This is a genomic window from Kibdelosporangium banguiense (genome assembly GCF_017876405.1).
Classification (GTDB): Bacteria; Actinomycetota; Actinomycetes; order Mycobacteriales; family Pseudonocardiaceae; genus Kibdelosporangium; species Kibdelosporangium banguiense.
On the sequence record NZ_JAGINW010000001.1, the window covers coordinates 11,753,829 to 11,780,676 of the forward strand.

Sequence of the window (26,848 nt, forward strand, 5' to 3'; positions counted from 1 at the left end):
AACCCAGGTCACCTTACCGGTCGGGGACCGGCACCGGTTCAGCGCGGCCAGTTTGTGAGCAGGGTGTCGAGGGCGTCGAGCGCTCTGGACCATGAGGCGTCGGCCGGACGCGAGAAGCGGAATCCGCCAGCGGCCTCCAGGCTCACGTATCCGTGGAACGTGCTGTGCAGGAGACGTACCGCGTCTGTCTCATCGGGTTCGGACAGCTTGTAGGCACGCAGGATCGCGCGTGTCAGCTCTGCGTGACGGCGTGCCGCGTGGGCAGCTGATGTCTCGGTGTCGATGTGGATCTGCATCGCGGCGTATCGCCCGGGATGCTTCCTCGCGTAGTCCCGGTAGGCGTTCGCGAAGGCCACCAGGGCGTCCTTGCCCGCGCGGCCGGCCATGGCGGTGGTGACCTTGTCGGCGAGCTCCGACAGGGCCAGTGTCGCCAGCCGGACTCTCAGATCCTGCGCGTTCTTGATATGGGAATACAGGCTTGGGTCCTTGACGCCGAACCTGCGCGCGAGCGCCGAGACAGTCACGTTCTCGAAGCCGATCTCGTCGGCCAGTTCCGCCGCCGCCTGAGTCAGGCGTTCGGCGGTCATCCCCACTCGTGCCATGGACCACCTTTCTGCCTAGAGCCTATATTCATTTGCCTAAGACATCTAGGAAAGTTAGCGTCGACTGTCATGAAGCCAGTCACCGAGAGCGACATCCGCGCGTCGTTCGTCAACTGCACCAAGGGCGAGGCCCAGCGCCTGGCCGTACCGCGCGACCTGGCCGCGCAGCCATGGGATGACCTGGATTTCCTCGGCTGGTGTGACCCAGGGGCGCCAGACCGCGCCTACCTCGTCACCGAATCCGGCAACGGACTCGTCGGGGTCGCGTTGCGCCGGGCCACACCACGAGCCGGGCACGTCAAACGAAGCATGTGCTCGCTCTGCCTGACCACGCACCCGGGCGACGGCGTCTCACTGATGACCGCACGCAAAGCCGGTAAAAATGGCCAGCAGGGCAACTCCGTGGGCGCCTACATCTGCAGCGACCTCGCCTGCTCGCTCTATTTGCGCGGCAAGAAGGACGCCGGCCCCGGCGCCCGCTTCCACGAGTCGCTCACAGTCGACATGCAGGTCGAACGAACCATGGCCAACCTGACCGGATTCCTGGCCAAAGTCGCCGAATAGTCATCGGCTTGCGTGGACCACTCCGCGAGCCACCTGGCAGGATGGCCGGCGCACCCGGCGTGACCTGTGGAAGGAACCCCGATGCCCGTCCGCTTCGAGCTGGTGATCGACTGCGCCGACCCGGACCGCCTGGCCCGCTTCTGGGCCGCCGCGCTGGGTTATCAGCTCGCGCCGCCGCCGGCCGGCTTCGCCACCTGGAACGACTTCTACCGCGACCTCGGGATACCCGAGGAGGACCTGGACGACGGCGCGGACCGGATCAGCGACCCGGACGGCAACGGCCCGAGCATCTGGTTCCAGCAGGTCCAGGACCCCAGGGTGGTCAAGAACCGGCTGCATTTCGACATCCACGCCAGCGGCGCGCGGACCGACTCGATCGAGACCCGCCGGCAGCGTGTCGACGCCGAGGCCAACCGGCTGGCGGGCCTCGGCGCCACCATCACCGGCGCCTTGCCCAACGAGGGGCTCGACCACTACGCGGTCGGGATGAAGGACCCGGAAGGCAACGAGTTCGACATCAACTGACGCCAATGCGGTAGCGCGTCGGTCCCTATGAGCCGGCGAGCGCGGCCTCAGCGCTGCAGGACTTCTCCAGTGGGCCCAGGTCGCGCCAGTTCAGCGACCACACTTTGACGGCGCCGCCCACACGGCGGCCCATGAGTAGTTCCACTTATGTCTGTTTGTACGATTCTTGTACGCGTCGCTGCCATGTTGCGGCGCATGCGTATCAAGATCCTCGGGCTGCTGGCCGCCTCGATGCTGGCTCTCAGCGTCCCGGTGGCGCAGGCCGCCGACGGCAACCCTCTTGAGAAGACCAACGGTTTCTATGTCGATCCCGATTCGAACCCGGCGCAGTGGGTGAGGCAGAACCCGGGCGACAAACCCCGGGTGGACAAGATCAAAGCGGCCATCGCGACCAAGGCGGGTGGCCGCTGGTTCGGCAACTGGAGCGGTGACATCCGCACGGCCGTGGACACCTTCACCTACGCCGCCGACGTCGTGGACAAGCTGCCGATCCTGGTCGCGTACAACATCCCCGGCCGGGACTGCGGCGGGCACTCTGGTGGCGGGGCGGGCAGCGTCGACGCCTACAAGACGTGGATCTCGAACTTCGCCGCGGGCATCGGCGGCAAGCCGGCCGTCGTGATCATCGAGCCGGACGCGCTGGCCCAGCTGGACTGCCTGCCCCAGGCCGAGCGCCAGACCCGCCTGGAGCTGCTGAAGTTCGCCGCGGCCCAGTTCGCCCAGAAGGCCCCCAACACCTGGGCGTACATGGACGGCGGCAACGCCACCTGGATCCCGGCCGCGACCATGGCCGACCGGCTGCACGCGGCGGGCGTCAGCACCATCCGCGGCTTCGCCGTCAACGTGTCCAACTTCCACTCGACCCAGGCCTCCAACACCTACGGCAACAACGTAAGCGCAGCACTGTCGAGCAAATACGGTTACCCAAAGCCATTCGTGGTCGACACCAGCCGCAACGGCAACGGCTCGAACGGCGACTGGTGCAACCCTCCCGGCCGCAAGCTCGGCACCCCGTCCCAGGTCGGCGGCGGCGCCGACATGCTGCTCTGGATCAAGGTCCCCGGCGACTCCGACGGCACATGCGGAGTCATCCGCACCATCCCCGCCGGAGAATTCAGCCCGGAACTGGCAGAGTTCCTGATCGACGGCACCTGAGCCGGAGCGTCGGCCGCTTGCCTGCCAAGCGGCCGGCGCCGTCAGGCCAGGCTGAACTTTTCGGCGTGGACCTGGCGGCTGGGGACGCGCAGGCTGCGGAGGCCACTTAGGACAGCTGCCGTCATGGCCGGTGGGCCGCAGACGTAGATGTCCCGTTCGGTGATGTCGGGGACCAGGTAGCGCAGTTGGTCCGGTTCGAAGGGACGCGCGCCCTGATCGGTGCGGCCGGTGAGCACGTGCAGACGGCCACGGCGCGCGGCCACCAGTTGCTGCAACTCGTTGAGCAGGACGGCGTCCTTGGGGTCACGGACGCGGTAGAGCACGACGAAGTCGCCTGGTGTGTGTTCTTCCAGCAGGGACCGCACGGGGGTGACGCCGACTCCGCCGGCGATCAGCACGACGCCGTGGCGCGTGCGGTGCATCGACGTGAACGCTCCGTACGGGCCTTCCAGGAACGCGCGGGCGCCGACCTGGAGGTTGCGCAGGCCCGCGCTGGTGGTGCCGACCGCCTTGGCGGTGAGGCGCAGCGTGCGGCCGTTGGGAGCCGCGGACATCGAGAACGGGTTGGCCAGCCACCAGTGGTTGTGCCCGGGAAAGCGCCAGATGAAGAACTGCCCGGCCTGGGCGGGCAACTGGTCGAGGTGGCGGCCGGTGACGTACACCGATGTCACGTTGTGCGCCTCAGGCACCACGGCCTGGACCCGGAACTGGTGGTAGGCGTTGCGCCGCAACGGAACGACGATCCGGCCGACGATCAGGGACCCGAAGGCGAAGATCCACAGCGCCCACCAGTAGACCATCGCGAACACCGAGGACTTGAAAGTCGTGGTCTCCAGCAGCTGGTGGACGAACGCGAGCCCCAAAACCAAGTACAGCAACAGGTGCAGACCGTGCCAGGTCTCGTACTTCAACCGCCGCCGGGCATAGCGCATGGAGAAAACCCCGACCACGACGATGAGCGCGGCCGCGATCATGCCCAGCAGCGACGCGGGTACGCCGGCCAACGCAAGGAACGTCTTGCCCATCGAGGCGTTGTCCAGCGTCGCGTAGCCGAGCACAACAATCGTGGCGTGCGTGAGCACGGTCCAGAGCAGACCGAAGCCGACCCACCGGTGCCAGGACGTCAGGCGGTCCATCCCGATCCGGCGGTCCAGCCACGGCAGCCGCGCGACCAGCAACAGCTGCAACATCATGACCAGGGCGGCGTGCAGGCCGAAGAACTTGGCGATGGTGAGGATGTTGTTCTTGCCGGTCCCCGCGGTGATGAACAGGACCTCGACGATCACCACGTTGACAATGACGAACGCCCACAGCGCCCACCGCGCCTGGACGACCGGCGGTACGGAGCTCCGCCGCACCTGTGAACTCGTGGCCACCATCGTTACCTCTCATCGAGCCGCGTCAAGCCGGGTGCACATTATGTACGAATCGGGCACCCCACGGCGCCCCGCAACGGCATATCCGCCTCCCGGGCGTGTTCCCCTGGTCCGGGGCAGCCAGCCCTCCGAATAGCCGACACCTTTCCCTACCACTACCCGAACGCGGGCACAACAAATGATGCAGAACATGGTTTCCAGTGGGCGGCGCGACGCGAAAAGAGATAACATCAGGACTCGCGCCTGAGCCTCTGACCTGCGAGTTTGCCTTCTACCCAACAGGCAGTGCATGTCTACATGGCGTTATTCCTGGTACGCGGTTCCACCGATCTGACGACTGGAAGAACTATGCGACCAGGTACTTCACGCGGCGATACCGGAAACGGTTGTTCACCGCACGTTCGATTGTTGTCGCGATGATAGCCATGCCGCCACCGTGCCCGCCTGGGTCGCTCCCCTGCTGCCCGCCTTGGTGACCATCCACCCCGAACACCCCCTCCCACCTGCGCAAACCCCGAAACTGTCAGACCCCTCCGGTAATGTGTTCATCAAGGGTTCCCCTTGCCGGAATTCATGGTGCGGGGAGGGCTGCCTCGGGTGGCGGCACCGCCCGGCTCCGTGTTCCATGAGGACAGTGCACCGGCAGTCTGGTCACAGGTGTCTCCGATCGGCCACTCCGGCAACGGGTTCGCCGGTCGACGATCGGCGAACGTCCTGCCTGATGCGACCTGCGGGGCGCGACCGGATCAGCCCAACTGGTTGGGCGGGCTTTAGCCTGAGCGGACCCAATGGCTGTCGCAGTGGACCTCTTTCCGTGACTTTCCTTGTGGAGCACTGGTCTGTGAATTACGTTCCACCCTGTTGACGATTGCAAGGCCCACACTGGCAGGGGGGTCTGTGCGGATCCAGGTTTTGGGTTCGTTGCGGGCGTGGAACGACCGCGTTGAGCTCGATCTCGGTCCGCCTGCCCGGCGAGCGGTGCTGGGATTGCTCGCGCTCGCCGGTGGCGAGGCGGTGCCCCGGCGCGAGCTGATGGACGCGCTGTGGGGTGACCGGCCGCCACGAAGTGCGGTGAATGTCCTGCAGACACACATCAAACACCTGCGCCGGGTGCTGGAGCCTGGCCGTCCGCCGCGTTCCAGCAGTACGGTCCTGCCGCACGTGAGCGGCGGTTACGCGGTCCACCGGGACATCGTGGACGTCGATCTGGTGCATGTCCGGCGGCTCATCGACGAGGCGAACGACGCGCATCGCGACGGCAACACGGCCCGTGTGGCGACGTTGCTCGGGGAGGCGCTGCGGTTGTGGCGCGGCCGGCCGCTCGCCGACATTCCTTTCCTGGCCACGCATCCGAAGGTTGTGGCGCTGGTCGCCGAACGCCGGGAAGTGCTGGCCAGGCACGGCGACGCGATGATCGCGATCGGGGCCGCCGCGGACGTCCTGCCCGAGGTCGCCGAGGCCGCCGCCGACCAGCCGCTGGACGAGTCCGTCCAGGCCAGGCTGATCCGCGTGTACCACGCCGTCGGGCAACGGGCCAAGGCTTTCCAGACATACCACGAGGTTCGCGACCGGCTCATCGAGGAACTCGGCATCGACCCCGGCCCCGAGTTGCTCGCGGCGCACGCGGCGCTTCTGCACGACGGGGAGACCACAGGCACGGCCACCACGAAATCCCGGCCCGCGCCCCGGGTCCCGAAACAACTACCGGCCGTGCCCCACGGCTTCACCGGCCGGACGTCTCAGCTGTCCATGTTGGACGACCTGTTGCCGGAACGGGAGAAGGCGATGACGATCGCCGCGATCTCCGGGACCGCAGGCGTCGGCAAGACGGCGTTGGCCGTGCGCTGGGCGCACAGGGTGCGAGACCGGTTCCCGGACGGGCAGCTCTACGCGAATCTGCGCGGGCACGCACACGGCCCGCCGGCCACGCCGATCGAGATCCTCGCCCAGTTCCTGTCCGCATTGGACATTCCGGCCGAGCGCGTGCCGCTGGACCTGGAGACCGCGTCGGCCTTGTACCGGACGTTGACCACCGATCAGAAAACGCTGGTACTACTGGACAACGCCGCCAGTCCGGACCAGATCCGGCCGCTGCTGCCATCCGGTCCGGGCTGCCTCGTGCTGGTGACCGGCCGAGACCGGATGGCGGGCCTGGTCGCCATGCACGGCGCCCGTCAGCTCACGCTCGACGTCCTGAGCCCTGACGACGCCCTTGATCTGCTGGCCCGAATCCTGGGCGCGGAACGCGTGAACGCCGAGCATGAGGCAGCTGTCGAGTTCGCCAAGCTGTGCGCATACCTGCCACTCGCGTTACGAATCGCGGCGGCCAACCTCGCCGACCGTCCTGGCTGCGGCATCCAGGACTACGTCGCCGAATTGCGTGAAGGCAACCTGTTGGCCGCCCTCGCAGTCCAGGGCGATGAGCAAACCGCGGTACGAACGGCCTTCGACCTTTCGTATGCCGCACTGCCGTCCGAAGCACAGAGACTTTTCGGCTTGTTGAGCTTACTTCCCGGTACGGAGTTCAGTGTCGAGACGGTCGCCGCGCTCATCGGCGCGGATCTGGGAGAGACCGGCCGTCTGCTGGATCGCCTTGCCGGGGCGCACCTCGTCGAACATCAGGCACCCAGCCACTACCACTTCCACGACCTGCTGCGGCGATACGCGGCCGAGCAGGTGCAACAGCAAGAGCCCCAACAGGATCGCGACTCGGCCCTGAAACGGCTGTACGACTGGTATCTGCACGCGGTGGACGGTGCCGCCCGGCTGCTCTATCCACACATGCTACGGCTGCCGGTGCCCGAGATCGACGCTCGCATGCCTTCTGGTGTCACGGAATTCGGCGGGGCAGCAGCGTGGCTGGACGCCGAACTGGGCAACCTCGTCACGGCCATCCGGGCCGGGCCACCAGCCATGACGTGGCCGCTTGCCGACGCGCTGCGCGGCTACTTCTGGATGTGCATGCGCCGGGTGGAATGGCAGGCCGCGGCCGCGGCGGGACTCACGGCGGCCGAGCAGACCGGCGACTCCCGGGCCCGGGCCGCGGCCCGGCTCAGCCTCGCCGACCTGCACTTCCGGCAAGGCCGATACCGGCAGGCGGTCCGGCACTACACGTCAGCGCTTCTGCTTGCCCGGCAAGCCGAATGGGTCGAGGCCCAGGCTGCCGTGCTGGGCAACCTCGGGTGCGCGTACTGGCAGGCAGGCCGCCTCACGGCTGCCGCTGTCCGATTCGACCGTGGACGGGTCCTCAGCCGCTCCATCGGCCAGCCGATAGGCGAAGCGGTCGCGCTCGGCAATCTCGGTAACGTGCACTGGGAACTGGGCCGGCTGTCACAAGCGGCTGAGCACTACGCGCAGGCGTTGAGCCGGTACCGCCAGATCGGGTCCCGGTACGGCGAGGCGATCAACCTGGGCAATCTCGGCCAGGTGCAACGCGTCCGCGGGCTGCCTGCCGAAGCTGCCGTGCTGCTTACGCGTGCGATCAGCCTGCATCGCGAAGCCGGTAACCGCGCCTGCGAGGCTGAGACGCACAGCCGGCTGGCCGCGACGTACTGCGATCTCGGACGTATGACCGAAGCCGCCGACTACGCACGCACCGGCCTCACCCTGGCCGAGCAATCCGGTGAGCCACGCACAGAAGCAGAGGCACTGGCCACGCTCGCCGCTGTGCACCACCGTCTCGGCCATCGGCAGGACGCGATCCGCCGCTACCGTCAGGCACTCGAGCTGATCCGCGAAACCGGCGACCGCTACCCCGAAATCGACATCCTCATCGGTCTCACCACGGCCACGGCGGAGATCAGTCACGCCCGGCACGCTCTCGCACTTGCCGAACAGGCGGGTTACCGGGCGTTGCAAGGGCAGGCGATGACCGCTCTCGCTGGTGTTCTGCTGGCCCAGGGCAGGGCGGCGGATGCGGCCGAGCACGCCCGCCGGGCACTTGCCATTCACCACGAGACCGGTCATCGCCTGGGTGCAACCCACTCCCTCGGCGTTCTCGACCGGACCTGAGCTATCTCTCGATTCCGTCCCGTCGCAGTGGCGGCGTGTTGTCGGGGTACACCGTCACCATGGCCCACGGATTCACAGCCTGAGTCCCGGATCCGTCGCTCTTCATGCACGAGAACTCGCTCATGTCGAAGGCTGTCCACGAGCCGGTCAGCTGGTCCCGCCGTATCCACTCCTCCATCCGACCTGTCCAGGTGCAGGTCTTGCCGTCCTGTTCGTGCACGACCTCCGTGGCGATCCCGGTGATCTGCTTTCCTTCCACGCACCAGGAAACCCTGAAGATGTAGGTGAAGGAGTCCTGGTACTTCAGGAGCACTTCGGTCGTCCGTACGGGCGAGGAGCACTCCAGCGGCGCGGCCTGGGCTGTGGCCGGGAGCCCCGTGAGGAGAACCCCGGTACACAGTGCGAGCACCCAACGTCTGATCACGTCGTCCCCTTGGTCGGTCTGATGCCTCCAATCTGGCGGCTGTCCGGGACGCCTGCAAGAGCCGATGTGACTAGTTCAGCCCGCGTCCAATGGATGTCCAGTGGCGCCCAATAGCTTGATCCTCGCCGTTCCGGCAACAACCAGACGCTCGGAAGGGAACGACCTGTGAAAGCACGTATGAAGCAGGGGATCGCCGCGGTGGCCGTGGCCCTGTCGGCCGCGACCGCGGTCGTCGGGACGCCGGCCGCCGGCACCGGCTGGGCTCAGGTGCAGAGCCTGCGGGCGTTCGGGATCTCGGCCGACGGCAAGCTGATGGCCACCTTCACCACCGACAAACCCCAGACCCTCGACTGGGTACGGCTGATCTTGGGGCTCGTCGGTGACACGGCTGTGATCGGGATCGACTTCCGCGTGCAGAACGGCCTGATGTACGCGGTCGGCAACCAGGGCGGCATCTACACGATCAAGACCCCGCCGCAGGTCTCGGACCCGGTGGTCACCAAGGTCTCACAGCTCCAGGTTCCGTTGTACGGCAACAACTTCGGCGTCGACTTCAACCCGGCGGCCGACCGGCTGCGGGTGATCAGCGACAACGGCCAGAACCTGCGGCACAACCTCAACGACCACACCACGATCGAGGACGGCACCCTGACGACCCCGCCGCCGTATGGGCCGACAAGGGGAGTCACCGGCGCCGCGTACACCAACAACGACCTGAGCCCGGACACCGCGACCACCCTGTACGACGTCGCCACCGCCACTGACGAGATCGTCATCCAGTCACCGGCCAACATCGGCACGCTGGCGCCGATCGGCTCGATCGGCTTCGACGCGCTGCCCAACGCGGGCTTCGACATCTACAGCGATCTGACCAACGGAAAGACGACCTCGGTGACCGGCTTCGCCATTCTCAACCCAGCAGGCGCCTCCACATCATCGCTCTACACCGTCAACCTGTTCACCGGCGCCACAACAAGCGTGGGCGCGTTCCCGATCCCGCTCGGCGACCTGGCCATCGCCCTCGACACCAACTGAAACACACCCCCGGTCGGCGAGCCCGCCCCAAACCCCCCGCGGGCGGGCTCGCCTTTCAGCCCTGAGGTATCCGCTTCTTCCAGTCCAACGGTGTGACGTGGATGCGTGTATCCGCGGAATCGTTCCACACCACAGGTAATCCACCCGCTGTGAGCGCGGCGGCGACCTCGCGGCCCACTGTCAGCGAGTCGTCGGGCGACCCGGGCAAAGATCCGTACGCCGCCTATCTCAACGTGAAAGTGCCGATCAGCACTGCCATCCCGGAACTCGACGCCATACGACCCGGTGCCCTCCCGCCAGGTCTGGACGTAGACCTCTGGCGACGCAGGCACTCGCTCCACGACCACAAACCGGTCGCCGTCGCCGCCGAGGCCGTCCACCAGCGCATGTAGCTCCGCTCCGGTGAGCCCGAAGCGCTTGGCCCCGTCCTCAGTCGAGACCTCGATCGGCAGGGCGTCTTTCATCGGTTCCACCACGGCCGGCATCTTGCCAGCGACCACCGACAGTTCCGGCGGACCTCTCGCGACAGCCTGTGCGGTCAGCTCTGCCTGAGTATCGGGAACACCTCCTTGACCTCGGTGAACAAGACGTTGTGCCGCCCGTGCCCGAACGCGACCGCTCCAGCCCAGAGCGCGTCGAACGCGGCGGCCAACGGATCCTCGACCCTGGCCGAGAACATCGCAGGGAACGCCATGGCCTGCTGCGAACAGTTGTCCAGCCGGCCGTCGGGCGAGGTCACCATCGTGTGCGGCACATGCGGGTCGGTGAACAGCCGTTGCCATGCCTCCTCGTCGTTGTCGAACGGCGGTGGTAACGGATCGCCCTGGTCGACCGCGGCGAGGGCGGCCGCGATCCAGTCCACTTCACTGAGTTGTGCCTCAACGAAGGCGCGCCTGGTCACCCAGCGGGCGACCTCCCGTTGGGTGCGCGCATCCGCCGCGCCTAACGCGTCGACAAGCGGACGGTCCATAGGCGCGATGACGAGGGCAGTACCGCGTAACTGCCTCAGACGTTCGCTGGGTAACGACCCTCCCCACTCGCGTTGCTCGGCCTTCAGCTTGGCTTCCTCATGTTTGCACCGCTGTTCGAGCGCGGCCAGGCGCTTGGCCTCGGCCTTCTCCTCCGGTGTCGGCGGCGGTGGCTGATCCTGCGCCACGCCGTGCCAGTACGCGGCGACCTCGCTGGTCTGCCTGACCACCTGATCAGGTGCCGGCGGGGCGGGCCAGAACTGCAGCAGGTACCGGTCGATCACCGGCTCGTCATCGAGGACCGTGTCCTTACGGTTGGCCTGATCCATCCCCTTGCCGCAGTACCGCACCCGATAGTCGGTCTCAGCCAGGTCAAGCGGCCAGGAATTCTCCCCTGCCCACTGCACCAGCGCGGCCTCGCCCTCCGGCCGGAACGAGACCTCGACAACGTCCTGCCAGGACTCATCCAACGCCGGCACCGACTCGTGCACCTCGACCGCGAACGCGACCTCACCGGTATGCAACCCGGTGATCAGGAACAGATGCCCGGGCACGGCCGCACCGCACAACCCGTTGCGCTGACCCGCGAAGCACTCCGTCAACCCCGGAAACTCCTCAGCGGTCTCTACATAGATCTGTCCATAGTGGACCCACACGTCGCCTTCGAACAACGTCCTCATGATCAACCCCCGCACTCGGAAACCGACAGCGACATCATGGCGCAGGGGTCCGACAAAAACAGATCACGGCCACAACAGGGGCACACCTGTCCACAGGCCCCAGCCGATCAGGGCGAGCCAGCCCGCGATCCAGACCACTGACGGGATCAGGGTTCGCGCGGCCAACTGGGACGCGTCATCGTCCGGACTGCCACCACCGACACGGGTCGCGACACAAGCAACCACAGAAAGTGCGGCACCAAACATGTCATTTGACACAGAACCCGCAGTGGGCCTCGGGGTGATCCAGGGGGCGAATCCGGGATCTGCCGGATCATCGGCGGGCTGCGAACCGGAAGTCTCTGCAGGTATGACGACAATGCGAGCTTTTCGACGTGCTGCCGCGGTTGTGCTGACAGCCGCCGCGGTGATCATGGTCCCGGTTGGACAGGCGGCGGCCGCGGAACCTGTGCCCACCTTTGATTTCAGTGACTGTCCGGCGATTCCGGCGGGAGCCGATCCGGCACAGTGGCGGTGCGAGGTGCTGATGTCGAGTGGAACGGTCCAGTTGGGCACGCTTCCCGCACAGCCGTCGGGGGCTATGCGGCTGACGTTCGCGGAGGGCCGGCTGGATGGGAAGTTCGCTCAGGTCTTCGGCGCTCTGCGGGCCGACCCGGCCCGGGTACCCGGCGGCCTGCTCGGAATCCCGGGTTCCGACGAGCACAATCCGTTGCTGCGGGCCGACATCCGCATCGAGTACGCGGGATTCGCCGATTTCCTGTCGGTCGGCGACCAGATGGGTGAGCAGCACCTGAAGCTCAGGGTGATCTCGCCGCTGCTGCCGGGCACGTGCACGATCGGCAGCGACCAGGATCCGATCAAGTTCAGGCCGATCCGGACGAGCGGACCCGACGTGGTCTCTCCCAATCCGACCGTACTGAGGTTCAGCATCAAGGACGAACAGTTCGCGGTGCCGAAGGCGCGTGGCTGCCATGCGTTCGACCGGCTGGTGAACAAGCGTTTCGGCCTGCCGGCCGCATCCGGTACGAACAGGATCACGTTCACGACGCTGGTCGGGCTCAGAAGCTACAGTCAGATCTGACAAGCAGCCCCCAAGCCGTCTGCCCCAAATAGACTCAGGCCGGGGATACGCTGGCCGCCCTCTTGACCACTCGGGCCTCGACCGCCCACCCGACCGCCCCCACCCGCCCTGACCTGCGGAAACACCGAAACTGTCGGACCCCCTTGGTAATGTGTTCAACAAGGGTTCCCCTTTGGGGGAATTTCACATGTGATGGCGCTTGTCTTGAGACTGGAAGCCAGGGTGGCGCGGGGGCTGGGTCAGGGCGCCGGGGTTGGGTCGTCGTGGAGTGGGTTCGGTGACTGGAGTTCTTGGAGGTGCGCGAAGCCTGGGATTACCTCGTAGATGACGTTGTGGGGGTGGTGTCGGCGTAGGGCGTCGGCTGGGTCGAGGTCGAGTAGTCGGCGCAGCAGCATCCGGCCGATCATTTCGTGGGACACGATCAGGGGGCGGTCGGCCGCGTGACCTTCGATCAGGGTCAGTGCGGTGGCTGCGCGCTCGTCCACATCGGCGTAGCTTTCTCCGTCGGGGAATCTCCAGCGGTATTTGTCCTGGGTGCGGCGGTGCCATTCGTTGTTGTGCTGCTGCTTGATCTCGTTGTTTGTCAGGCCGGCGAGACGGCCGTGGTGCAGCTCGGCCAGCTCGTCGATCACCATGACGGTCGCGCCGAGGTGCTCGGCGAAGATCTTGGCGGTGGACACTGCTCGTCCTAATGGGCTGGTGAACACAATGTCGACGGCATCCAGCAGTTCCGCGTTGCGGCGAGCCTGCTCGAATCCTTGCTCTGTGAGCGGAGAGTCCAGCTGTCCCTGCCTTCGGCCCTGCAGGTTCCATTCGGTCTGGCCGTGCCGGGCCAACAGGACGCGCTCGATCATGCCGTGATGGTGGTCCGATCGCCGGCTTGGCGCAACGCGGTTTCAGTCGGGAAGTCCTTGTGCGACAGTCAGGAACGCGGTCCGGACTGTCCGCAGTACGGCTTCCTCGGTTGGTGGGCCGGGTTTCGAGGCGTGGTGTTCCATCGCCACTCGCAGGGCAGTGTTGATCATCGCGGCCTGCATTCTGGCCGACAGGTCGTCGGGTGGGAGGGCGGCGCGGTGGGCGAGGACCGCCGCGAAAACCGGTTCGGCGTCCTGGTGGGCCTGCAGCCAGACCGCGCGTAGCCCTGGTTCGGACTGGGTCAGCCGGACCAGGTCGAACAGTGTGGGCAGGTGGGTGACGAGGTCTTGCGAGCAGCGTTCCATTTCCTTGAGCAGCCAGGTCATCGCCTCGCCGGGAGGCCACGCGCGCATGCACCGCGCCGTGACCTCGATTCCGCTGGTCAGCAAGGGAAGTACGCAGCTCTCCTTGGACGGGAAGTAACGCCACAGGGTGCGCAGTGAAATGCCCGCCGCCGCCGCGATCTCCTCGGCGGAGGTCGCGGCCACGCCCTTGGCCGTGAACAGGCGGACCGCTTCGTGGGCGATCTCCAGACGGGTCTGGGCCTTGCGCCGCTCGGTCAACGGTGGCCGGCCGGTCCGGCCCGGGTTCTCGGCGGACATGTCACCAGATTAGCACTTTCTGTCACGGTGCGCCTTACTGGCACCATGTGCCATAAATCTGTAACCTGCACAAAGAGGGGCACAGCGGACAGGAGCCGAGATGAGTGGGTTGAACAACAGCAGCGTCGTCGTGACCGGTGCGGGCTCGGGTATCGGCAAGGCCGCCGCTCTGCGGTTCGCCGAGGAAGGCGCCAAAGTCCTGGTGGCCGACCTCAACGCCGAGACGGCCAAGGACGTGGTGGCCGAGATCCAGGCGAGCGGGGGCACCGCCGTGGCGGTGACCGGCGACCTGAGTGACGCCGCCGTGGTCGACGAGGTGGTCACCACGGCCGTCCAGACGTTCGGCGGCTTGGACGTACTCGTCAACAACGCCGGGATCATGGACCGGATGTCGGCCACCGCCGACGTCTCCGACGCCGAGTGGGAGCGGGTCATCCGCGTCAACCTGACGGCCCCGTTCCTGCTCACCCGTGCCGCGCTCCCCCACATGCTGGCCAAGGGCAAAGGCGCGATCGTCAACACGGCCTCAGAGGCAGCGCTGCGCGGCAGCGCGGCAGGCACCGCGTACACCGTGTCCAAGCACGGCATCATCGGACTCACCAAGTCGGTCGCCGTGATGTACCGCGACACCGGAATTCGTTCCAACGCCATCGCACCCGGCGGCACGATGACCGGCCTGACCGTCGACGCCGAAATGGACACCCACGGTCCCAAGGTCGTAGCCGCCTACGCCCGCAACATCGGGCGCATCTCCGAAGCACGCGAACAGGCCGACGCCATCGTGTTCCTCGCCTCGGACGCTGCCAGCAACATCACCGGCGTCGTGCTTCCTGTGGACAACGGCTGGGCTGCGGTCTGAAAAAGGGTTGGGTGCACGTCGGCGCAGCTGATAGCGTCCGCGACGCCGTGACATCACGCGAGGAGGTGAGACCCATGAACGCTGTACGCAAGTGGGTGCTCCCCATCGTCGTCGCGGCCGGGCGAATGGCATAGGTGTCGCCGGGAGCGCCTTGGCACTCCCGAAAGGCACCACCATGAATTCTGCGATCGTCATCACCCGCGTCGCAGAGCGGCATTGGCACGCTCTGGAAGACGATCGGGTGGTCGGCCGGGGCGAAGCGTCGCCACGGCCCGACGGCCGGCTGTTCCTCAGCATCGACTCCTGGCACGGCACGGTCTTCGACCAACTCGCCGGCGTCATGCTGGCGGAACTGCCGACGCCCCTCTACACCGTGGTCGACGAGGCCGACCGCGACCTCACTTCCCATTGGCAGCGCACCGGTTTCACCACACGCCGCCGCGAATGGGAGTACGACGTGCCCACCGGCGTCCACTCAGTCCCGCAGCCCGCCGGCGTCACGATCGTGCCGGTCGGCGAAGCGGACGAGGGGCCTCTGCGCGAACTGGACCGCGAGATCCGCGCCGAGGTCGAAGCGAGCGTCGGCTGGCTGTCCATGCCGGCCGAAGTACTGCCACACCCGGCGGGCGCCCCGTCGAAACACGCGGCGGCCGTAGCCGGTCATCGATACGTCGGCTTGGTCCGGGTGACGGGCCGGCCCCGCAGCCCCCGGATCGGCCTGATCGCGGTCCGCGCGGAAGAGCAACGCCGTGGCATCGCGCGAGCATTGCTGGCCGACGTGCTGGGACGGTTGCACGGCAAGGGAATCGACACCGCATCGGCCGACGTGAACGAGGCCAACCATGCGGCTGTGGCGCTGTTCGAGGGCTTCGGCGCCCGGCGGGCCAGCAGCAACCTGGAACTGGTGTTGCGCTGATGGCAGGCAAGAGCAACGGCATCCAGGTCGAGGGCCTCGTGACCGAGTGCCTGCGCAACGCCAGCTTCACCGTCGAACTGGAGAACGGGCACAAGGTGCTCGCGCACATCAGCGGGAAGATCAGGAAGAACTACATCAAGATCTTGCCGTATGACCGCGTGCTCGTCGAACTGAGCCCGTACGACCTCAACCGGGGCCGGATCCTGTTCCGGTACCGGACCTAGCGGCAGCCGGCCGGCTTTCGTTGCCGGACAACAGCGAAAGCCGGCCGACGCTCGGGGTTCACTCCTTTTACGATCTGCCTGCCCTGCGCCAGCCTGGGTCCGGCACGAGGTAGCCGATCACGAATGTCAGCACCGCGGTGGTGGCCGTGGTCAGGGTGACCATGGTGGCGGTGCTGAAGACGCCGTGCCAGAAGGTGCCGTCGGCCACGGTCCAGAAGATCGTGGAGACGGCGCCGCCGACTGTGGCGAGCATGACCTTGGGCGAGACGTCCTGCGCTCGGGTGGGCACGATGTTCCCTCCGTCCAAATGGTGTGGTTACCCGGCCGGGACCAGGTTGATCTTGTCGAGGAAGCTCCGGACGGCCAGCGTTCCGTTGGTGAACAACAGTTGCTGTTTCTCCGCGGAGATGTCGAAGTCGGTCGCGGAGACGCCGTCCGTGTCGACGTGGAGAGTGCGCCTGGTGACGCCGTCCTCCTCGTAGCGGTAACGGTTCCAGTCGGCGGTCATCGCGTGCAGGGAGCTGATCGCGATCCGCAGGCCGGTGCGGACCGGCTTGTCCTGGCCGAAGCCCTGCGCGTCCCGGCTCAGCTTGATGCCCCAGGTCGGCCAGCGGGGTTCCTCCCCGTCCGAGCGGTCGAACACCGTGATCGGGAAGTTCGACAGCAGGCCGCCGTCCACCCAGGTCGCCGTGCCGGACTGCGTTTCGATCTGCACCGGCCGGAAGTAGAAGGGAATCGACATGGACGCGCGCACGGCGTCCACGACCCGCATGTCGTCGGGGTTCTTGCCGTACTGCGGGTAGTCCCAGGGCAGCCGGACCAGCAGGCGGCGAGACAGGTCGGTGGCGTGCACGACGAGTGCGTATTCCTGGTTGTCGCGTAGGGAACTGTCCGGGTCGGCGATTCGCAGGTCGGCGAATGTGCTGACGCCGACGTCCTGCAGAGCCTCGCCCAGCCATTCAGTCAGGTAGTCGCCGGAGTGACCGCCGCCGTGCATGACGACCTCCACCGCGGCGCCGGCCTTGCCGGCCACCTTCGCCAGCCCTGCTCCGTCGGCGAATCGGGTGTAGTCGAGTCCGCGCATCATCGGCTCGAGGTCGTGCAGGTCGCGGCCGGCCCGTTGGTAGGCCACGACCAGCGCGGCGACGATCGCGCCCGCGCTCGTGCCGGCGATCCGCTCGAACCGGTATCCCGCGTCCGCGAGCCCCAGAACGGCACCGAGCAGGCCGATGCCCTTCACGCCGCCGCCTTCCAGCACCAGGTCCACAGACTTCAGCTCACTCATCAGGCCCTCCCCTGCCCTCAGATGTCACTCCTTATGCAGACAAAAGAGGGCAGACCCGGCGAATCTGATACGAGATTTCGGGCGCGAATCGGTATCAGAACGGCCACTGTCCGCCCTCATCGGTGGGAGGGTCGGTCACAGGCGACGACGCAAGCCACAGAGACCGTTCGGGCTCCGGCCCGAACGGTGGGGAACCCGTCAGCGCGAGTTGCTCATCGCCCGCCTGCGGGCACGGGCCTCCCACATGACGTGTGCGTGTGCGGCATAGCGCTCGTAGACCCTGCGTGCGGTGGGGTTGTGGTCGGCTATCCGGTGCCACCAGCGTGGTGCCAGGCGTTCGTGCATCCAGAGGAATCCGATCGCGAATCCCGCGCTGATGATCGCCTGGAACGCCAGGAATCCCCAGGCTTGGGGCGGGAAACCTGGTTTGCCGGTCAGTACCAGGCGGGTCAGGACTTCCTGCAGGAGCCGCGCCAAGGGAAAGGCGAACAACCAGAACAGGAAGGCGGGTGCGAATCCGCCGAGACGCACCCGGCCGAAGGCCACCAGCAGGCTGTAGCCCGCGCCCAGCAGGCCCAGCGGCACGGCGAGCGTGACCGCTGTGACCAACGCCCAGCCGATGGGCTGACCGACCACCAAAGCCATGGCGCCCGCCACTGTGCCCGCGATGAAGCCGACCGCGAAACCGGGCAGGCCCAGCTCCGCCATCCGGTATTTCGTCATCAGCCGACCACCACTCCGAAGCGGAACAGGGAGTAGAACAGCATCCCGAGGTAGAACACCGCGCCGAAGCCGATGATCAGGTTCGTGTACCACTTCGGCCGGATCGGTTTCGGCAGCATCTTGTTGTTCACCAGCAACAACACGACGCAGTAGGCGCCCATGGCGAACGTGGAGAGGAATGCCAGGATGTCCAGTATCGCGCCTGGGCCGTCCATCGGGCCGAACAGCAGGATCAGGATGCCGAACGTGATGACGCCCCAGAGGAACCCGGCGTACAGGTGCGACATCTTGAACCGTCTGGCGCCCTTGACGAAGAAGTACGTCATATCCGCCTGGCCGCGGGAGAACGAGTCGAACAGGCTCAGTGTCGCGTTGAGACCGATCAGGGCGATGAATCCATAGAAGACAGCGCCGATGACCGTACCGCCGGCCGCGGAGAACGCGTCCGACATCGCCGACAACGCGGCTTCCCGTTCGCCGGATTCGATCAGTACCCGGACCTTCGGGCTGACCCGGGCCGCGGACTGAGCCAGCACCGTGAACGAGATGGTGACGAGCATCGTGATGCCCCAGAACAGAAGCAGGGCGTCGAAGGTGACCCAGCGGCGCCAGCCGCGCCACTTGCGCATCTCGTCGGGGTTGTCGGTGTCGAACATGAAGCCATGGCTGGGCATTCGCTCTTCGTCACCCGCGTGCCGCAGGCCGCGCACGTTCGGCACGTAGGCGCCCATACCGGCGCCGCTGTCCCTCAGATGCAGCGTGTACCACATCTGCTGCATACCCGACGGCCCAGCGAAAGCGATTGCGCCGACCACAACGGGGAACCAGGCATCAGTCAGCACGCCGGAAGGCAGATACCCGAAGCTGAACATGCCGGTGACGGTGGACGCGAGGTCGTCCCAGTTGCCGACCATCGAGGCGATCACGGCCGTACCCACGACCAGCAGCCCGATCAGGATCGCCAGCACGTTCTCCAGCAGGTTGTAGATGACCCTGGCGAGGCTGAACAGAATGCCCACCACGATCAAGGCAACGCAGGCTGTCACGACCCACGGTATGCCGGTTATCTCTTCCAGAGCCCCGGCACCGGCCGACAGATGGCCCGGCCAGATGTAGACCATGATCGCGACAACGAAGAAGAACCACATGATCGGTTTGAACACACGGGCCGCACCGGTGAAGATGCTCTCGCCCGTGGCCATCGCATAACGGGCCATCTCCAGCATCACCACGGCCTGCAACGTCACACCGATCAGGAACAGCCACCTGATCTCCGGGCCGAAGACCAGCACCAGCCTCGGCCACATGTACGACTCGCCCATCCCGACACCGAGCGCGACCAGGAAAACCGTCGGCCCGAGCAGATGCATCGCCGGTGGCGCCTCGGGCAGCGTGCGAATGGGCATCGGATCGAGCCGGCGGCCCGCTCGCCACACCCTCTGCCCAGCCGTGGGTAACGGCGGGCCGGCACTCCGGATGTTCGAGGTCTCCATCTGGCCCTCTCCCTTGAGGAATCTCGATTTGAAGCCCGCCGTGGTTTTCCCCAGAACAAACGCGCGCCACAACACGCCCGGCGAACATCGATTCGCCGGTGCGTTTCTCCAGTCACCTCTCTGCCGCACCACTCACGCGATCAACCCGGCGAACACCTTAGGCCTGCGGGCAAACAATGTGCCAGGGCTCACAGATCACAGACTGGCCACGGTCCAGGACAGGGATCATCCAATGAAATGCCTTTCACGTTAACGGATTACCGAACGCAAGGCGGACATCGACCACCCATAAAGGACTATTTTGTGTGTCATTTATCGAGGCCGGCACTGTCTGTAGGTCAATCCGGACCGTGTCCGCAACGCGCGCAACGCCGCGGCAACCGGACGATCAGGTCCACTGTAGAGGAACGGTCAGCCTGCGGTGGCCGCGATGGGCCGGGCTTCCCAGGCTGCCCAGTCCGCGCTGATCGCGCCCGCGGTGCGCAGCAGCAGCGGCACATGATGCTCGACGAGGTGGTCGATCGAGGTTTCGGCGGCGTGGGCGTTGACGTTCACCGCCGCGATCGTGTGGCCGTGGCCGTTGCGGATGGGCGCGGCGACCGATCGGATGCCGAGCGCCAGTTCCTGGTCGGTCGCGACCCATCCTTTGGCGCGCACGTCGCGGAGAACCTCGTCGAGCTCGTCACGGGCCGGGCTCCAGCGTGGACCGATGCCCGACCTGCTGGGTGTGGCGAGCAGCTCGTCGAGCTGGTCCTTGTCGAGCGCGGCGAGCAACACTTTGCCCAGCGAGGTCTGCACGGCTGGGAAGCGGGTACCGATGGTCACCGACAGGGCCACCAGTTTCGGTACGGCGACCCGGGCGACGTAAACAATGTCGGAGCCGTCGAGCTGAGCGATGGAACACGACTCGTTGGTGTGGGCCACGAGGTCACGCAGATGCGGCTCCGCGAGCTCCCAGAGATTGCGTGAGCCGACGTAGGCCATGCCGAGTTCCAGCACACGCGGGGTGAGCGAGAACCCGGCGTCCTCGGAGCGGACGTAGCCCAACGACTCGAGCGTGATCAGGATGCGGCGGGCGGTGGGTCGGGCCAGACCTGCCTTGGCGGCGACCTCGCTCAGCGTCATGCGGGGCCTGCCCGGCTCGAACCCACGCAGCACATCGAGCCCCCGCGCGAGGGCCTCGATGAAATCCGGGCTGGTGTCCCGCCGCATCCGTTGTCCTTCCACGACCTACTGGACTGCCAGACTACCGATCACGAGTCGCTCTTCACCGCGACGCCCTCGCCCTGGTAGTCGGAGTACGTGTACGGGTTGGGGATCACGTCGGTCTGCTGGATCTCCGGGTTCATGCACGAATGCCATTCCTGCGGCCCGATTTCCCGCTGGGCGTACTCCACTGTGGCCGTGACGGCGCTACGGGCCTTGGCGAGGTCGATGCCGACCAGCTCGTGCTGGTACTTCACCACCTTGCCATTGACCAGCACGGTGTGCACGTCACCGCGGCCGGCCTGGAAGACGATGTGGCCGTACGGGTGCAGGATCGGGAACATCGTGGGTGAACGGTCGTTCTTGACCAGGACGATGTCGGCCTTCTTGCCCGGGGTGAGCGAGCCGATGACGTCGTCGAGGCCGAGTGCCCTGGCGCCGCCCATGGTCGCCCACTCCACCACATGCTCGGCGCGGAGCTGGTTGTGCACAACGGTTTCACTGCCCGTCTGGGCTTCGAGGTGTTCACGGGACCGGTCGGCGGACAGGGTCGCGCGCATGGCGGAGAACAGGTCTCCGCTCCACCACACGCTCGTGTCCATCGACAGTGACGCGGGAATGCCGTACTTACGCAGCTGCCAGCTCGTCGGGTAGCCCTGGCCCGCGCTCTGCTCGCTTTCCGTCGCGATGGACACCGACCCGCCGGACGCGGCGATCCGCTGGTAGGAGTCCGGGCTGAGGGTGCTGGCGTGGACGTAGGTGACTCCCGGCGTCATGAAGCCGTGTTCCCACATCAGCCGGATGCTCTCGTCGGTCGTCGCGCCCCAGACTCCGGCGTGGGTGGTCACCCGCAGGTCGAGCTCACGGGCCGCCTCGAAAGCGCCTTTCTCCGGGAAGGCCGCTTCACCGGTGACGTCGAAGGCCATCTGCAGGCCGAGCATGTCGTCCCGCGAGCCGAAGTTCCTGTCCACAAAGGATCTGAAGTCGGCCGAGTTGGACCATTCCCAGGGCGCGCCGAGCAGATTGCCGTACGCGAGCACGAATCTGCCGGGTACCGAGCGAAGTGCTTCCACCGCCGCGTCGCCGTGCTCGACCGTCTGCAGGCCGTGCGACCAGTCCAGGGTCGTGGTGACACCGGCGTCCAGCGATTCGATCGCCGACAGCAGGTTGCCCGCGTGGATGTCCTCGGGGCGGAAGATCTTGCCCCAGTTGAGGTAGTAGAAGACGAAGTACTGCGTCAGCGTCCAGTCCGCACCGAACCCACGCAGCGCGGTCTGCCACATGTGCCGGTGCGTGTCGATCATGCCCGGCATCAGGATCCCGCCGGTCGCGTCGATGACCTCCGCGTCGTCCGGAGCCGGCAGCTCGCGTCCGACCTGCTCGATCCGCTCGCCCCGGACCAGGACATCGCCCCCCTCCAGGACACCGATGGCCGGGTCCATGGACAGCACTGTGGCATTGCGGAACAGGATCGGTCTGCCAGGTTGCATCTGGTTCACCTCTTTGTGATTGAGCCGCGGGACCGCAGTACGCGGGCACGCATGGTGAGAGGCACTGCGGCTGCGGCCAGGCCTACGACCAGCGCGGCCAGTCCCCACAACGGATCGGCCAGCGCGGTGAGGCCGAACGCGTGGTCCAGTGACCATTCGCCTGGACCGCCGAAGCCGACGACAACGGCCAGCGCGCCGTAACAGAACGGCACCTCGCAGCCGCCTTTCTGAGCCCAGAAACCGTTCGGCGCGGTGGCAACGGCCGCGACCGTCATCGTGCCGATCACGACCGCGCAGCCACCTGGCGTCAGAAAGCCCGCCGCGATGGAGGCCGCGCCAAGCAGTTCGGTGCATCCGGCCAGCACAGCCATCCGGCGGCCCGGCACGAATCCCCATTTCTCGAAGATCTCGCCCGTGCCCGCGGGACCGGTGCCGCCGAACCAGCCGAACAGTTTCTGTGTGGCGTGACCGAACAGCAGACCGGCGAGCAGCAGCCGGAGCAGCAACGCCCCGAGGGCACTCATGACTTCTCGAGCACGAAGTCGAAGGTGGCGTGCAGGTAGGGCCGGTCGATGTCACTCCCGTCGGGTGCCGGGCCCGCTGGCTTCTCGGCGAACGGGATCACCAGCGCGTCCTTGGTGCCGAACACGACGTCGCTGTCGAGGTACTGCGATCCCTCCTGGAACAGGTGCGTGATCAGCTTGCGGTGGCCGGGCTCGTCGAGCAGGAAGTGGATGTGCGCGGGCCGGAAGTAGCTGATGTCGGTCTGCCTGATCAGGGCACCGACCGGGCCGTCCATCGGGATCGCGTAGCCGAGCGGGGCGATTGTGCGCACGCAGTAGCTGCCGTCCGGGGCGGCGCGGTACTTCGCGCGCAGCCGGGCTTCGTCGATGTCGGGCAACTGGGCCTCGTAGGCACCGTCCGTATCGGCCTGCCATACGTCCAGAATCGCTCCTGGCAAAAGGTTTCCGTCGACGTCGGAGACCGTTCCGGTGATGAACAGGGGCGTCCCTGGGATGCCTTCGGACATGTCGTGCCCGGACTCCACGGGCGGGGAGCCGTCGATGTGGAACGGCCCGAGCACGGTCGCCGGCGTCGCCTTGCCGGAGAACTGGTTGTTGAGCTGGACGACGAGCATGCTCAGCCCGAGCACGTCGGACGTGAGGATGAACTCCTGCCGTTTCTCGTCGGAGATCTGCCCGGCCGCGGCCAGCCAGTCCATGGCGGCCGCCCACTCCTGCTCGGTGAGCCGTATCTCCCGGGCGAACGCGTGCAGGTGCCGCACGAGCGCGGTGAGCAGTTCGGCCGTACGAGGCTGGTGGGCCGTGCCCCAGCGCTCGGCCGCGAGTTCAGTGATGTTGTCCTCGGTGACGAAAGCCATCGGTCTCCTCGCTCCGGACGATGGTCCGCTGTGCGTACATTCTTGTGCCGAGCGCGTGGTGAAGCAAGCCCTCAATCGACTAACGTAGGACATCCACGGAACGGACACATGTCCGAGATGGGGAGCGATGACCACTGCACGCGGCGCCCTGGACGGGCTCTTGATCGCCGACTTCTCCCGGATCCTGGCTGGCCCGTACGCCACGATGCTGCTCGCCGACCTGGGGGCCGAGGTCGTGAAAGTGGAGTCGCCGGGCGGCGACGACACACGGACCTGGGTGCCACCGGACCGGGACGGGACGTCCACCTACTACCTGGGGATCAACCGGAACAAGCGTTCCGTCGCACTGGACTTCGCCGACCCCGGGGATCTGCGGCTCGCCCAGGAGCTCGCGGCCCGGGCGGACGTCCTGATCGAGAACTTCAAACCGGGTGGCCTGCGCCGGTTCGGCCTGGACTACGAGACGGTCAGCAGCCGCAATCCGAAGCTGATCTACGCGTCCATCAGCGGTTTCGGCACCGCGGCGGGCGCTTCGCTGCCCGGCTACGACCTGCTCGTCCAGGCGGCGTCAGGGCTGATGAGCCTCACCGGCGACGCGGACGGGCCGCCGTATCGCGCGGGAATCTCCGTGTTCGACGTGATGACCGGGATGCATGCGGCCATCGGCGTGCTCGCGGCCCTGAACCATCGCAATGCCACAGGCGCCGGGCAGCATGTGGAGGTCAACCTGCTGTCGTCGGCCCTGTCGGCGCTGGTGAACCACACGTCGGCCTACGTGTCAGGTGGCGTGGTGCCACACCGGATGGGCAACGCGCACCCGAGCCTGTTCCCGTACGAACCGTTGCCCACCGCGGACAAGGATCTGATCGTGATCGCGGGCAACAACGGCCAGTTCCGCAAACTCTGCGCCGAACTGGACCTGCCGCACCTGCCATCTGATGAACGATTCTCCTCGAACGAAGCTCGCACGCGTAACCGCGAGGAGCTCAGGCCGCTGCTTGTCGCGCGCCTCAAACAACGTCCGGCTGACGAATGGTTCAAACAGCTGTCCGCCGCGGGCGTGCCGTGTGGTCCGATCAACCACGTGGACGCGGGCGTCGCGCTCGCCGAAGACCTGGGACTGGACCCCGTGGTCGCGGTCGGCGACGACGACCTGCCGATGATCCGCAACCCGATCACCTTCAGCGCCAGCCAGGTCCGGCACATACTGCCACCGCCCACTCTGGACGAACACGGCGCCGAGATCCGCGCATGGCTTGAGGAGTCCCACTGATGACGTATCCCACCGGCCTCGGCACGTCGGATGCCACCAGGATCACGCTGCTCGGCCAGGACCTGGCCGAGGACCTGATGGGCCAGGTCGGCTTCGGCGAACTCGCCTTCTGGCTGGTCACCCGGCGCCGCCCAGGCCCAGGCGAGGTACGGGTGTTCGAGACAGTCCTGGTCGCCTTGGCCGATCACGGATTCACCCCGACAGCCATCGCGGCCCGTCTGACCCTGCTGTCGGCACCGGACTCAATCCAGGGAGCGCTGGCAGCGGGCCTGCTCGGCGGCGGATCGCGGTTCCTGGGCGTCACCGAGGACACCGGCCGTTTCCTCGCGGACACGTTGGCCTCGGCCGACCCGCCGCCCACGACCGACCAGGAGTGGGATGCCTTGGCGCACAAGACACTCACCGAACGCAAGGCAGCGGGCAAGCTGGTTCCCGGTCTCGGCCACCCAGTCCACAAAGAACAGGACCCGCGTACACCGGTGATCTTGCGGATCGCGCGTGAGGAAGGCCTGTACGGGCCGCATCTGGCTCTGTTCGAGGCAATCGGCCGTGCGGCGCCCGAAGTACTCGGTCGGGCACTGCCTCTCAACGGCGCCGGCGTCTGCGGCGCCGCACTGGCCGATCTCGGGCTGCCGGTGGAGCTGTTGCGCGGCTTCGCTTTGCTCGCCCGTGCTGCCGGTCTGCTCGGACACATCGCGGAAGAACTACGCGAGCCCGTCGCGCGTGACATTTACATGGCCGTGGACCGGAACGCCCGTTATGTGACCCCGGAGTAGTTCAGTCTTCCAGCCGCACGGTGACTGTCACGCGTCCTTTGTCGTCGCGCCGGGCGATCGCATGCCCGGCGCGGTCGATTCCGTCCAGTTCCAGCGAAATCGGGCCGCCCTCCGCAAGGAAGTTGCGCCACCACTTCTTGGCGTCAGGCATCTGGACGCCGATCGTGACGATGTCGTCCACCCGACGGAAGGCAACGGGCGTGCTGAAAGTACGCCCGGAGCGCCGTCCCGTGTAGGTGACGATCGTGAGGCGCTTGCTCACCAGCCGTCCAAACCTACGGGACGACCGCAGTGTGCTCACGCAGGCATTGACACGGTTGACCGTCTTCTTAGGCAGCGATTTCACAGCACCCAAGCTACACGGCAAGTGGAATACCCCATCCACTTGACCGTAAAGTGAGAGGCATGAGCACTGAGGCCTCTCGCTTGAAGCTACGCGCCGACGCGCTGCACAACCGCAACCGGATCGTCGAGGTCGCCCGCGACCTGTTCGCCGAACGCGGGCTCGACGTGCCGATGGCCGCCATCGCCCGGCACGCAGGCGTGGGAGTCGCGACGCTCTACCGCCGTTTCCCCACCAAGGAATCGCTTGTCACCGAGGTCTTCGCCGACCAGTTCGCGACCTGCGTGTCAGTCGTGGACGACGCACTGGCCGACCCCGACCCATGGCGCGGATTCTGCACAGTGATCGAGAAGGTCTGCACCCTGCAGGCAGCCGACCAAGGCTTCAGCACAGCATTCGTCGCCACCTTCCCCCACGCAGCCGACATAGAACGGGAACGCGACCGCGCAATCCAGGGTTTCACCGAACTGATCAGACGCGCCAAGCAAATCGGGCGGCTACGCCCCGACTTCGTGCCCGACGACCTCATCCTGCTTCTGATGGCAAACCGCGGCATAGTCACCAGCTCAGCAAACTCAGCCGTGGCCGCGTCTCGCAGGCTTGTCGCACTCCTGCTCCATTCCCTGCGCGCCGACAACGCCGAATCACTGCCACCACCCGTGCACCTCAACCTGCTGGACGTCCTGCACCACCCAGCCGAATGACCACCCCACTTCTGGGTACTCCCTTCGACAAGCAGACAAGGGAGGCAGACATGGCCTGGGTTCGCCGCCACCGTCGGCACGTGCCGGGCAGCTGGTTTCGCACCACCACAGTCCGCAGCCATCACCGCAGCTCACACGGCGGCATACCGATCCTGTCGATCGTCATCGCGGTCGCGGTGATCGTGTTACTCATCGCGATCTTCTAGCGGTCGCCGGAGCCTCCAGGGTTGCGGCATG

At 66.6% G+C, this 26,848-nt stretch carries 31 protein-coding genes; 14 read left to right on the plus strand and 17 right to left on the minus strand.

From position 1 onward, the window contains the following. Window positions 1-38: 38 nt before the first annotated feature. On the minus strand, window positions 39-602 hold the full coding sequence (locus tag JOF56_RS52670; protein WP_209646944.1) for a TetR/AcrR family transcriptional regulator: 564 nt from the start codon (window positions 600-602) through the stop codon (window positions 39-41). Window positions 603-671: 69 nt separating this feature from the next. Here JOF56_RS52670 and JOF56_RS52675 point away from each other — a divergent pair, with 69 nt between their 5' ends. The 3 genes from JOF56_RS52675 to JOF56_RS52685 all read left to right on the plus strand — a co-directional run bounded on the left by JOF56_RS52675 (window position 672) and on the right by JOF56_RS52685 (window position 2,846). After that, window positions 672-1,166 carry an FBP domain-containing protein gene (locus tag JOF56_RS52675; protein WP_209646945.1) on the plus strand — a complete coding sequence of 165 codons (495 nt, stop codon included), beginning with the start codon at window positions 672-674 and terminating at the stop codon, window positions 1,164-1,166. Window positions 1,167-1,247: 81 nt separating this feature from the next. Further along, on the plus strand, window positions 1,248-1,691 hold the full coding sequence (locus tag JOF56_RS52680; protein WP_209646946.1) for a VOC family protein: 444 nt from the start codon (window positions 1,248-1,250) through the stop codon (window positions 1,689-1,691). 195 nt (window positions 1,692-1,886) lie between these two features. Next, entirely contained in the window at window positions 1,887-2,846 is a 960-nt protein-coding gene (locus tag JOF56_RS52685; RefSeq protein ID WP_209646947.1) for a glycoside hydrolase family 6 protein, read from the plus strand. 41 nt (window positions 2,847-2,887) lie between these two features. Here JOF56_RS52685 and JOF56_RS52690 read toward each other — a convergent pair whose 3' ends face one another. After that, entirely contained in the window at window positions 2,888-4,225 is a 1,338-nt protein-coding gene (locus tag JOF56_RS52690; RefSeq protein WP_209646948.1) for a ferredoxin reductase family protein, read from the minus strand. Window positions 4,226-5,119: 894 nt separating this feature from the next. On the opposite strand from JOF56_RS52690, the gene JOF56_RS52695 reads away from it, so the two are divergent. Beyond that, window positions 5,120-8,233 (plus strand): AfsR/SARP family transcriptional regulator, encoded by a 3,114-nt coding sequence (locus JOF56_RS52695; protein WP_209646949.1) that lies wholly within the window; start codon window positions 5,120-5,122, stop codon window positions 8,231-8,233. 1 nt (window position 8,234) lies between these two features. On the opposite strand, the gene JOF56_RS52700 is transcribed toward JOF56_RS52695, so the two are convergent. Next, window positions 8,235-8,657: a hypothetical protein gene (locus JOF56_RS52700; protein WP_209646950.1), complete on the minus strand. Its 423-nt coding sequence runs from the start codon at window positions 8,655-8,657 to the stop codon at window positions 8,235-8,237. A 165-nt stretch (window positions 8,658-8,822) separates the two neighbouring features. Here JOF56_RS52700 and JOF56_RS52705 point away from each other — a divergent pair, with 165 nt between their 5' ends. Continuing rightward, window positions 8,823-9,692, plus strand: a complete 870-nt coding sequence (locus JOF56_RS52705) for a DUF4394 domain-containing protein (RefSeq protein WP_209646951.1) — start codon at window positions 8,823-8,825, stop codon at window positions 9,690-9,692. A gap of 55 nt (window positions 9,693-9,747) precedes the next feature. Here JOF56_RS52705 and JOF56_RS61060 read toward each other — a convergent pair whose 3' ends face one another. Beyond that, window positions 9,748-9,870: a DUF6891 domain-containing protein gene (locus JOF56_RS61060; RefSeq protein ID WP_372448413.1), complete on the minus strand. Its 123-nt coding sequence runs from the start codon at window positions 9,868-9,870 to the stop codon at window positions 9,748-9,750. A gap of 55 nt (window positions 9,871-9,925) precedes the next feature. Here JOF56_RS61060 and JOF56_RS61065 point away from each other — a divergent pair, with 55 nt between their 5' ends. Continuing rightward, complete coding sequence (locus JOF56_RS61065; protein WP_372448341.1) at window positions 9,926-10,084, plus strand: hypothetical protein; 159 nt, start codon at window positions 9,926-9,928, stop codon at window positions 10,082-10,084. A 146-nt stretch (window positions 10,085-10,230) separates the two neighbouring features. Here the strand turns inward: JOF56_RS61065 and JOF56_RS52715 are convergent, their stop codons facing one another. Together JOF56_RS52715 and JOF56_RS52720 are read right to left on the minus strand one after the other, a co-directional pair. Beyond that, window positions 10,231-11,340, minus strand: coding sequence for a hypothetical protein (locus tag JOF56_RS52715; RefSeq protein WP_209646953.1), 1,110 nt, complete (start codon window positions 11,338-11,340; stop codon window positions 10,231-10,233). 63 nt (window positions 11,341-11,403) lie between these two features. After that, on the minus strand, window positions 11,404-11,565 hold the full coding sequence (locus tag JOF56_RS52720) for a hypothetical protein (RefSeq protein ID WP_209646954.1): 162 nt from the start codon (window positions 11,563-11,565) through the stop codon (window positions 11,404-11,406). Window positions 11,566-11,698: 133 nt separating this feature from the next. Here JOF56_RS52720 and JOF56_RS52725 point away from each other — a divergent pair, with 133 nt between their 5' ends. Continuing rightward, window positions 11,699-12,421, plus strand: a complete 723-nt coding sequence (locus JOF56_RS52725) for a hypothetical protein (RefSeq protein WP_209646955.1) — start codon at window positions 11,699-11,701, stop codon at window positions 12,419-12,421. A gap of 239 nt (window positions 12,422-12,660) precedes the next feature. Here the strand turns inward: JOF56_RS52725 and JOF56_RS52730 are convergent, their stop codons facing one another. Continuing rightward, window positions 12,661-13,275: a histidine phosphatase family protein gene (locus JOF56_RS52730; protein WP_209646956.1), complete on the minus strand. Its 615-nt coding sequence runs from the start codon at window positions 13,273-13,275 to the stop codon at window positions 12,661-12,663. Between the two features lie 42 nt (window positions 13,276-13,317). Beyond that, on the minus strand, window positions 13,318-13,938 hold the full coding sequence (locus JOF56_RS52735) for a TetR/AcrR family transcriptional regulator (RefSeq protein ID WP_209646957.1): 621 nt from the start codon (window positions 13,936-13,938) through the stop codon (window positions 13,318-13,320). A gap of 100 nt (window positions 13,939-14,038) precedes the next feature. Here JOF56_RS52735 and JOF56_RS52740 point away from each other — a divergent pair, with 100 nt between their 5' ends. The 3 genes from JOF56_RS52740 (at window position 14,039) to infA (ending at window position 15,937) form a co-directional block, all read left to right on the plus strand. Further along, window positions 14,039-14,797 carry an SDR family NAD(P)-dependent oxidoreductase gene (locus tag JOF56_RS52740; RefSeq protein WP_209646958.1) on the plus strand — a complete coding sequence of 253 codons (759 nt, stop codon included), beginning with the start codon at window positions 14,039-14,041 and terminating at the stop codon, window positions 14,795-14,797. 175 nt (window positions 14,798-14,972) lie between these two features. Next, window positions 14,973-15,713 carry a GNAT family N-acetyltransferase gene (locus JOF56_RS52745; protein WP_209646959.1) on the plus strand — a complete coding sequence of 247 codons (741 nt, stop codon included), beginning with the start codon at window positions 14,973-14,975 and terminating at the stop codon, window positions 15,711-15,713. After that, window positions 15,713-15,937: a translation initiation factor IF-1 gene (gene infA, locus JOF56_RS52750; RefSeq protein ID WP_209646960.1), complete on the plus strand. Its 225-nt coding sequence runs from the start codon at window positions 15,713-15,715 to the stop codon at window positions 15,935-15,937. Before JOF56_RS52745 ends, infA begins: the two co-directional genes overlap by 1 nt. Before the next feature lie 67 nt (window positions 15,938-16,004). Here the strand turns inward: infA and JOF56_RS52755 are convergent, their stop codons facing one another. The 8 genes from JOF56_RS52755 to JOF56_RS52790 all read right to left on the minus strand — a co-directional run bounded on the left by JOF56_RS52755 (window position 16,005) and on the right by JOF56_RS52790 (window position 23,515). Next, window positions 16,005-16,226, minus strand: a complete 222-nt coding sequence (locus JOF56_RS52755) for a hypothetical protein (RefSeq protein WP_209646961.1) — start codon at window positions 16,224-16,226, stop codon at window positions 16,005-16,007. A gap of 27 nt (window positions 16,227-16,253) precedes the next feature. Further along, window positions 16,254-17,222: a patatin-like phospholipase family protein gene (locus JOF56_RS52760; RefSeq protein WP_209646962.1), complete on the minus strand. Its 969-nt coding sequence runs from the start codon at window positions 17,220-17,222 to the stop codon at window positions 16,254-16,256. Window positions 17,223-17,420: 198 nt separating this feature from the next. Then, window positions 17,421-17,945: a hypothetical protein gene (locus JOF56_RS52765; RefSeq protein WP_209646963.1), complete on the minus strand. Its 525-nt coding sequence runs from the start codon at window positions 17,943-17,945 to the stop codon at window positions 17,421-17,423. Continuing rightward, window positions 17,945-19,438, minus strand: a complete 1,494-nt coding sequence (locus tag JOF56_RS52770; protein WP_245378778.1) for an Nramp family divalent metal transporter — start codon at window positions 19,436-19,438, stop codon at window positions 17,945-17,947. The genes JOF56_RS52765 and JOF56_RS52770 overlap by 1 nt, the downstream gene beginning before the upstream one ends. Window positions 19,439-19,849: 411 nt before the next feature. Next, entirely contained in the window at window positions 19,850-20,650 is an 801-nt protein-coding gene (locus tag JOF56_RS52775) for an IclR family transcriptional regulator domain-containing protein (protein ID WP_209646964.1), read from the minus strand. A gap of 41 nt (window positions 20,651-20,691) precedes the next feature. After that, the gene (locus JOF56_RS52780; RefSeq protein ID WP_209646965.1) at window positions 20,692-22,134 is read right to left on the minus strand and encodes an amidohydrolase family protein; all 1,443 of its coding nucleotides are present in this window, start codon (window positions 22,132-22,134) and stop codon (window positions 20,692-20,694) included. Between the two features lie 5 nt (window positions 22,135-22,139). Beyond that, window positions 22,140-22,658 (minus strand): DoxX family protein, encoded by a 519-nt coding sequence (locus JOF56_RS52785; protein ID WP_209646966.1) that lies wholly within the window; start codon window positions 22,656-22,658, stop codon window positions 22,140-22,142. Continuing rightward, window positions 22,655-23,515 (minus strand): dioxygenase family protein, encoded by an 861-nt coding sequence (locus JOF56_RS52790; RefSeq protein WP_209646967.1) that lies wholly within the window; start codon window positions 23,513-23,515, stop codon window positions 22,655-22,657. The genes JOF56_RS52785 and JOF56_RS52790 overlap by 4 nt, the downstream gene beginning before the upstream one ends. Before the next feature lie 127 nt (window positions 23,516-23,642). On the opposite strand from JOF56_RS52790, the gene JOF56_RS52795 reads away from it, so the two are divergent. Together JOF56_RS52795 and JOF56_RS52800 are read left to right on the plus strand one after the other, a co-directional pair. Beyond that, window positions 23,643-24,788, plus strand: a complete 1,146-nt coding sequence (locus JOF56_RS52795) for a CaiB/BaiF CoA transferase family protein (RefSeq protein ID WP_209646968.1) — start codon at window positions 23,643-23,645, stop codon at window positions 24,786-24,788. Next, window positions 24,788-25,564 carry a citryl-CoA lyase gene (locus JOF56_RS52800; protein ID WP_209646969.1) on the plus strand — a complete coding sequence of 259 codons (777 nt, stop codon included), beginning with the start codon at window positions 24,788-24,790 and terminating at the stop codon, window positions 25,562-25,564. The genes JOF56_RS52795 and JOF56_RS52800 overlap by 1 nt, the downstream gene beginning before the upstream one ends. Before the next feature lies 1 nt (window position 25,565). Here JOF56_RS52800 and JOF56_RS52805 read toward each other — a convergent pair whose 3' ends face one another. Continuing rightward, the gene (locus tag JOF56_RS52805; RefSeq protein WP_209646970.1) at window positions 25,566-25,910 is read right to left on the minus strand and encodes a PNPOx family protein; all 345 of its coding nucleotides are present in this window, start codon (window positions 25,908-25,910) and stop codon (window positions 25,566-25,568) included. Between the two features lie 59 nt (window positions 25,911-25,969). Here JOF56_RS52805 and JOF56_RS52810 point away from each other — a divergent pair, with 59 nt between their 5' ends. Both JOF56_RS52810 and JOF56_RS52815 read left to right on the plus strand, forming a co-directional pair. Then, entirely contained in the window at window positions 25,970-26,611 is a 642-nt protein-coding gene (locus JOF56_RS52810; RefSeq protein ID WP_209646971.1) for a TetR/AcrR family transcriptional regulator, read from the plus strand. A 50-nt stretch (window positions 26,612-26,661) separates the two neighbouring features. Then, entirely contained in the window at window positions 26,662-26,817 is a 156-nt protein-coding gene (locus tag JOF56_RS52815) for a hypothetical protein (protein WP_209646972.1), read from the plus strand. Window positions 26,818-26,848: the final 31 nt, after the last annotated feature.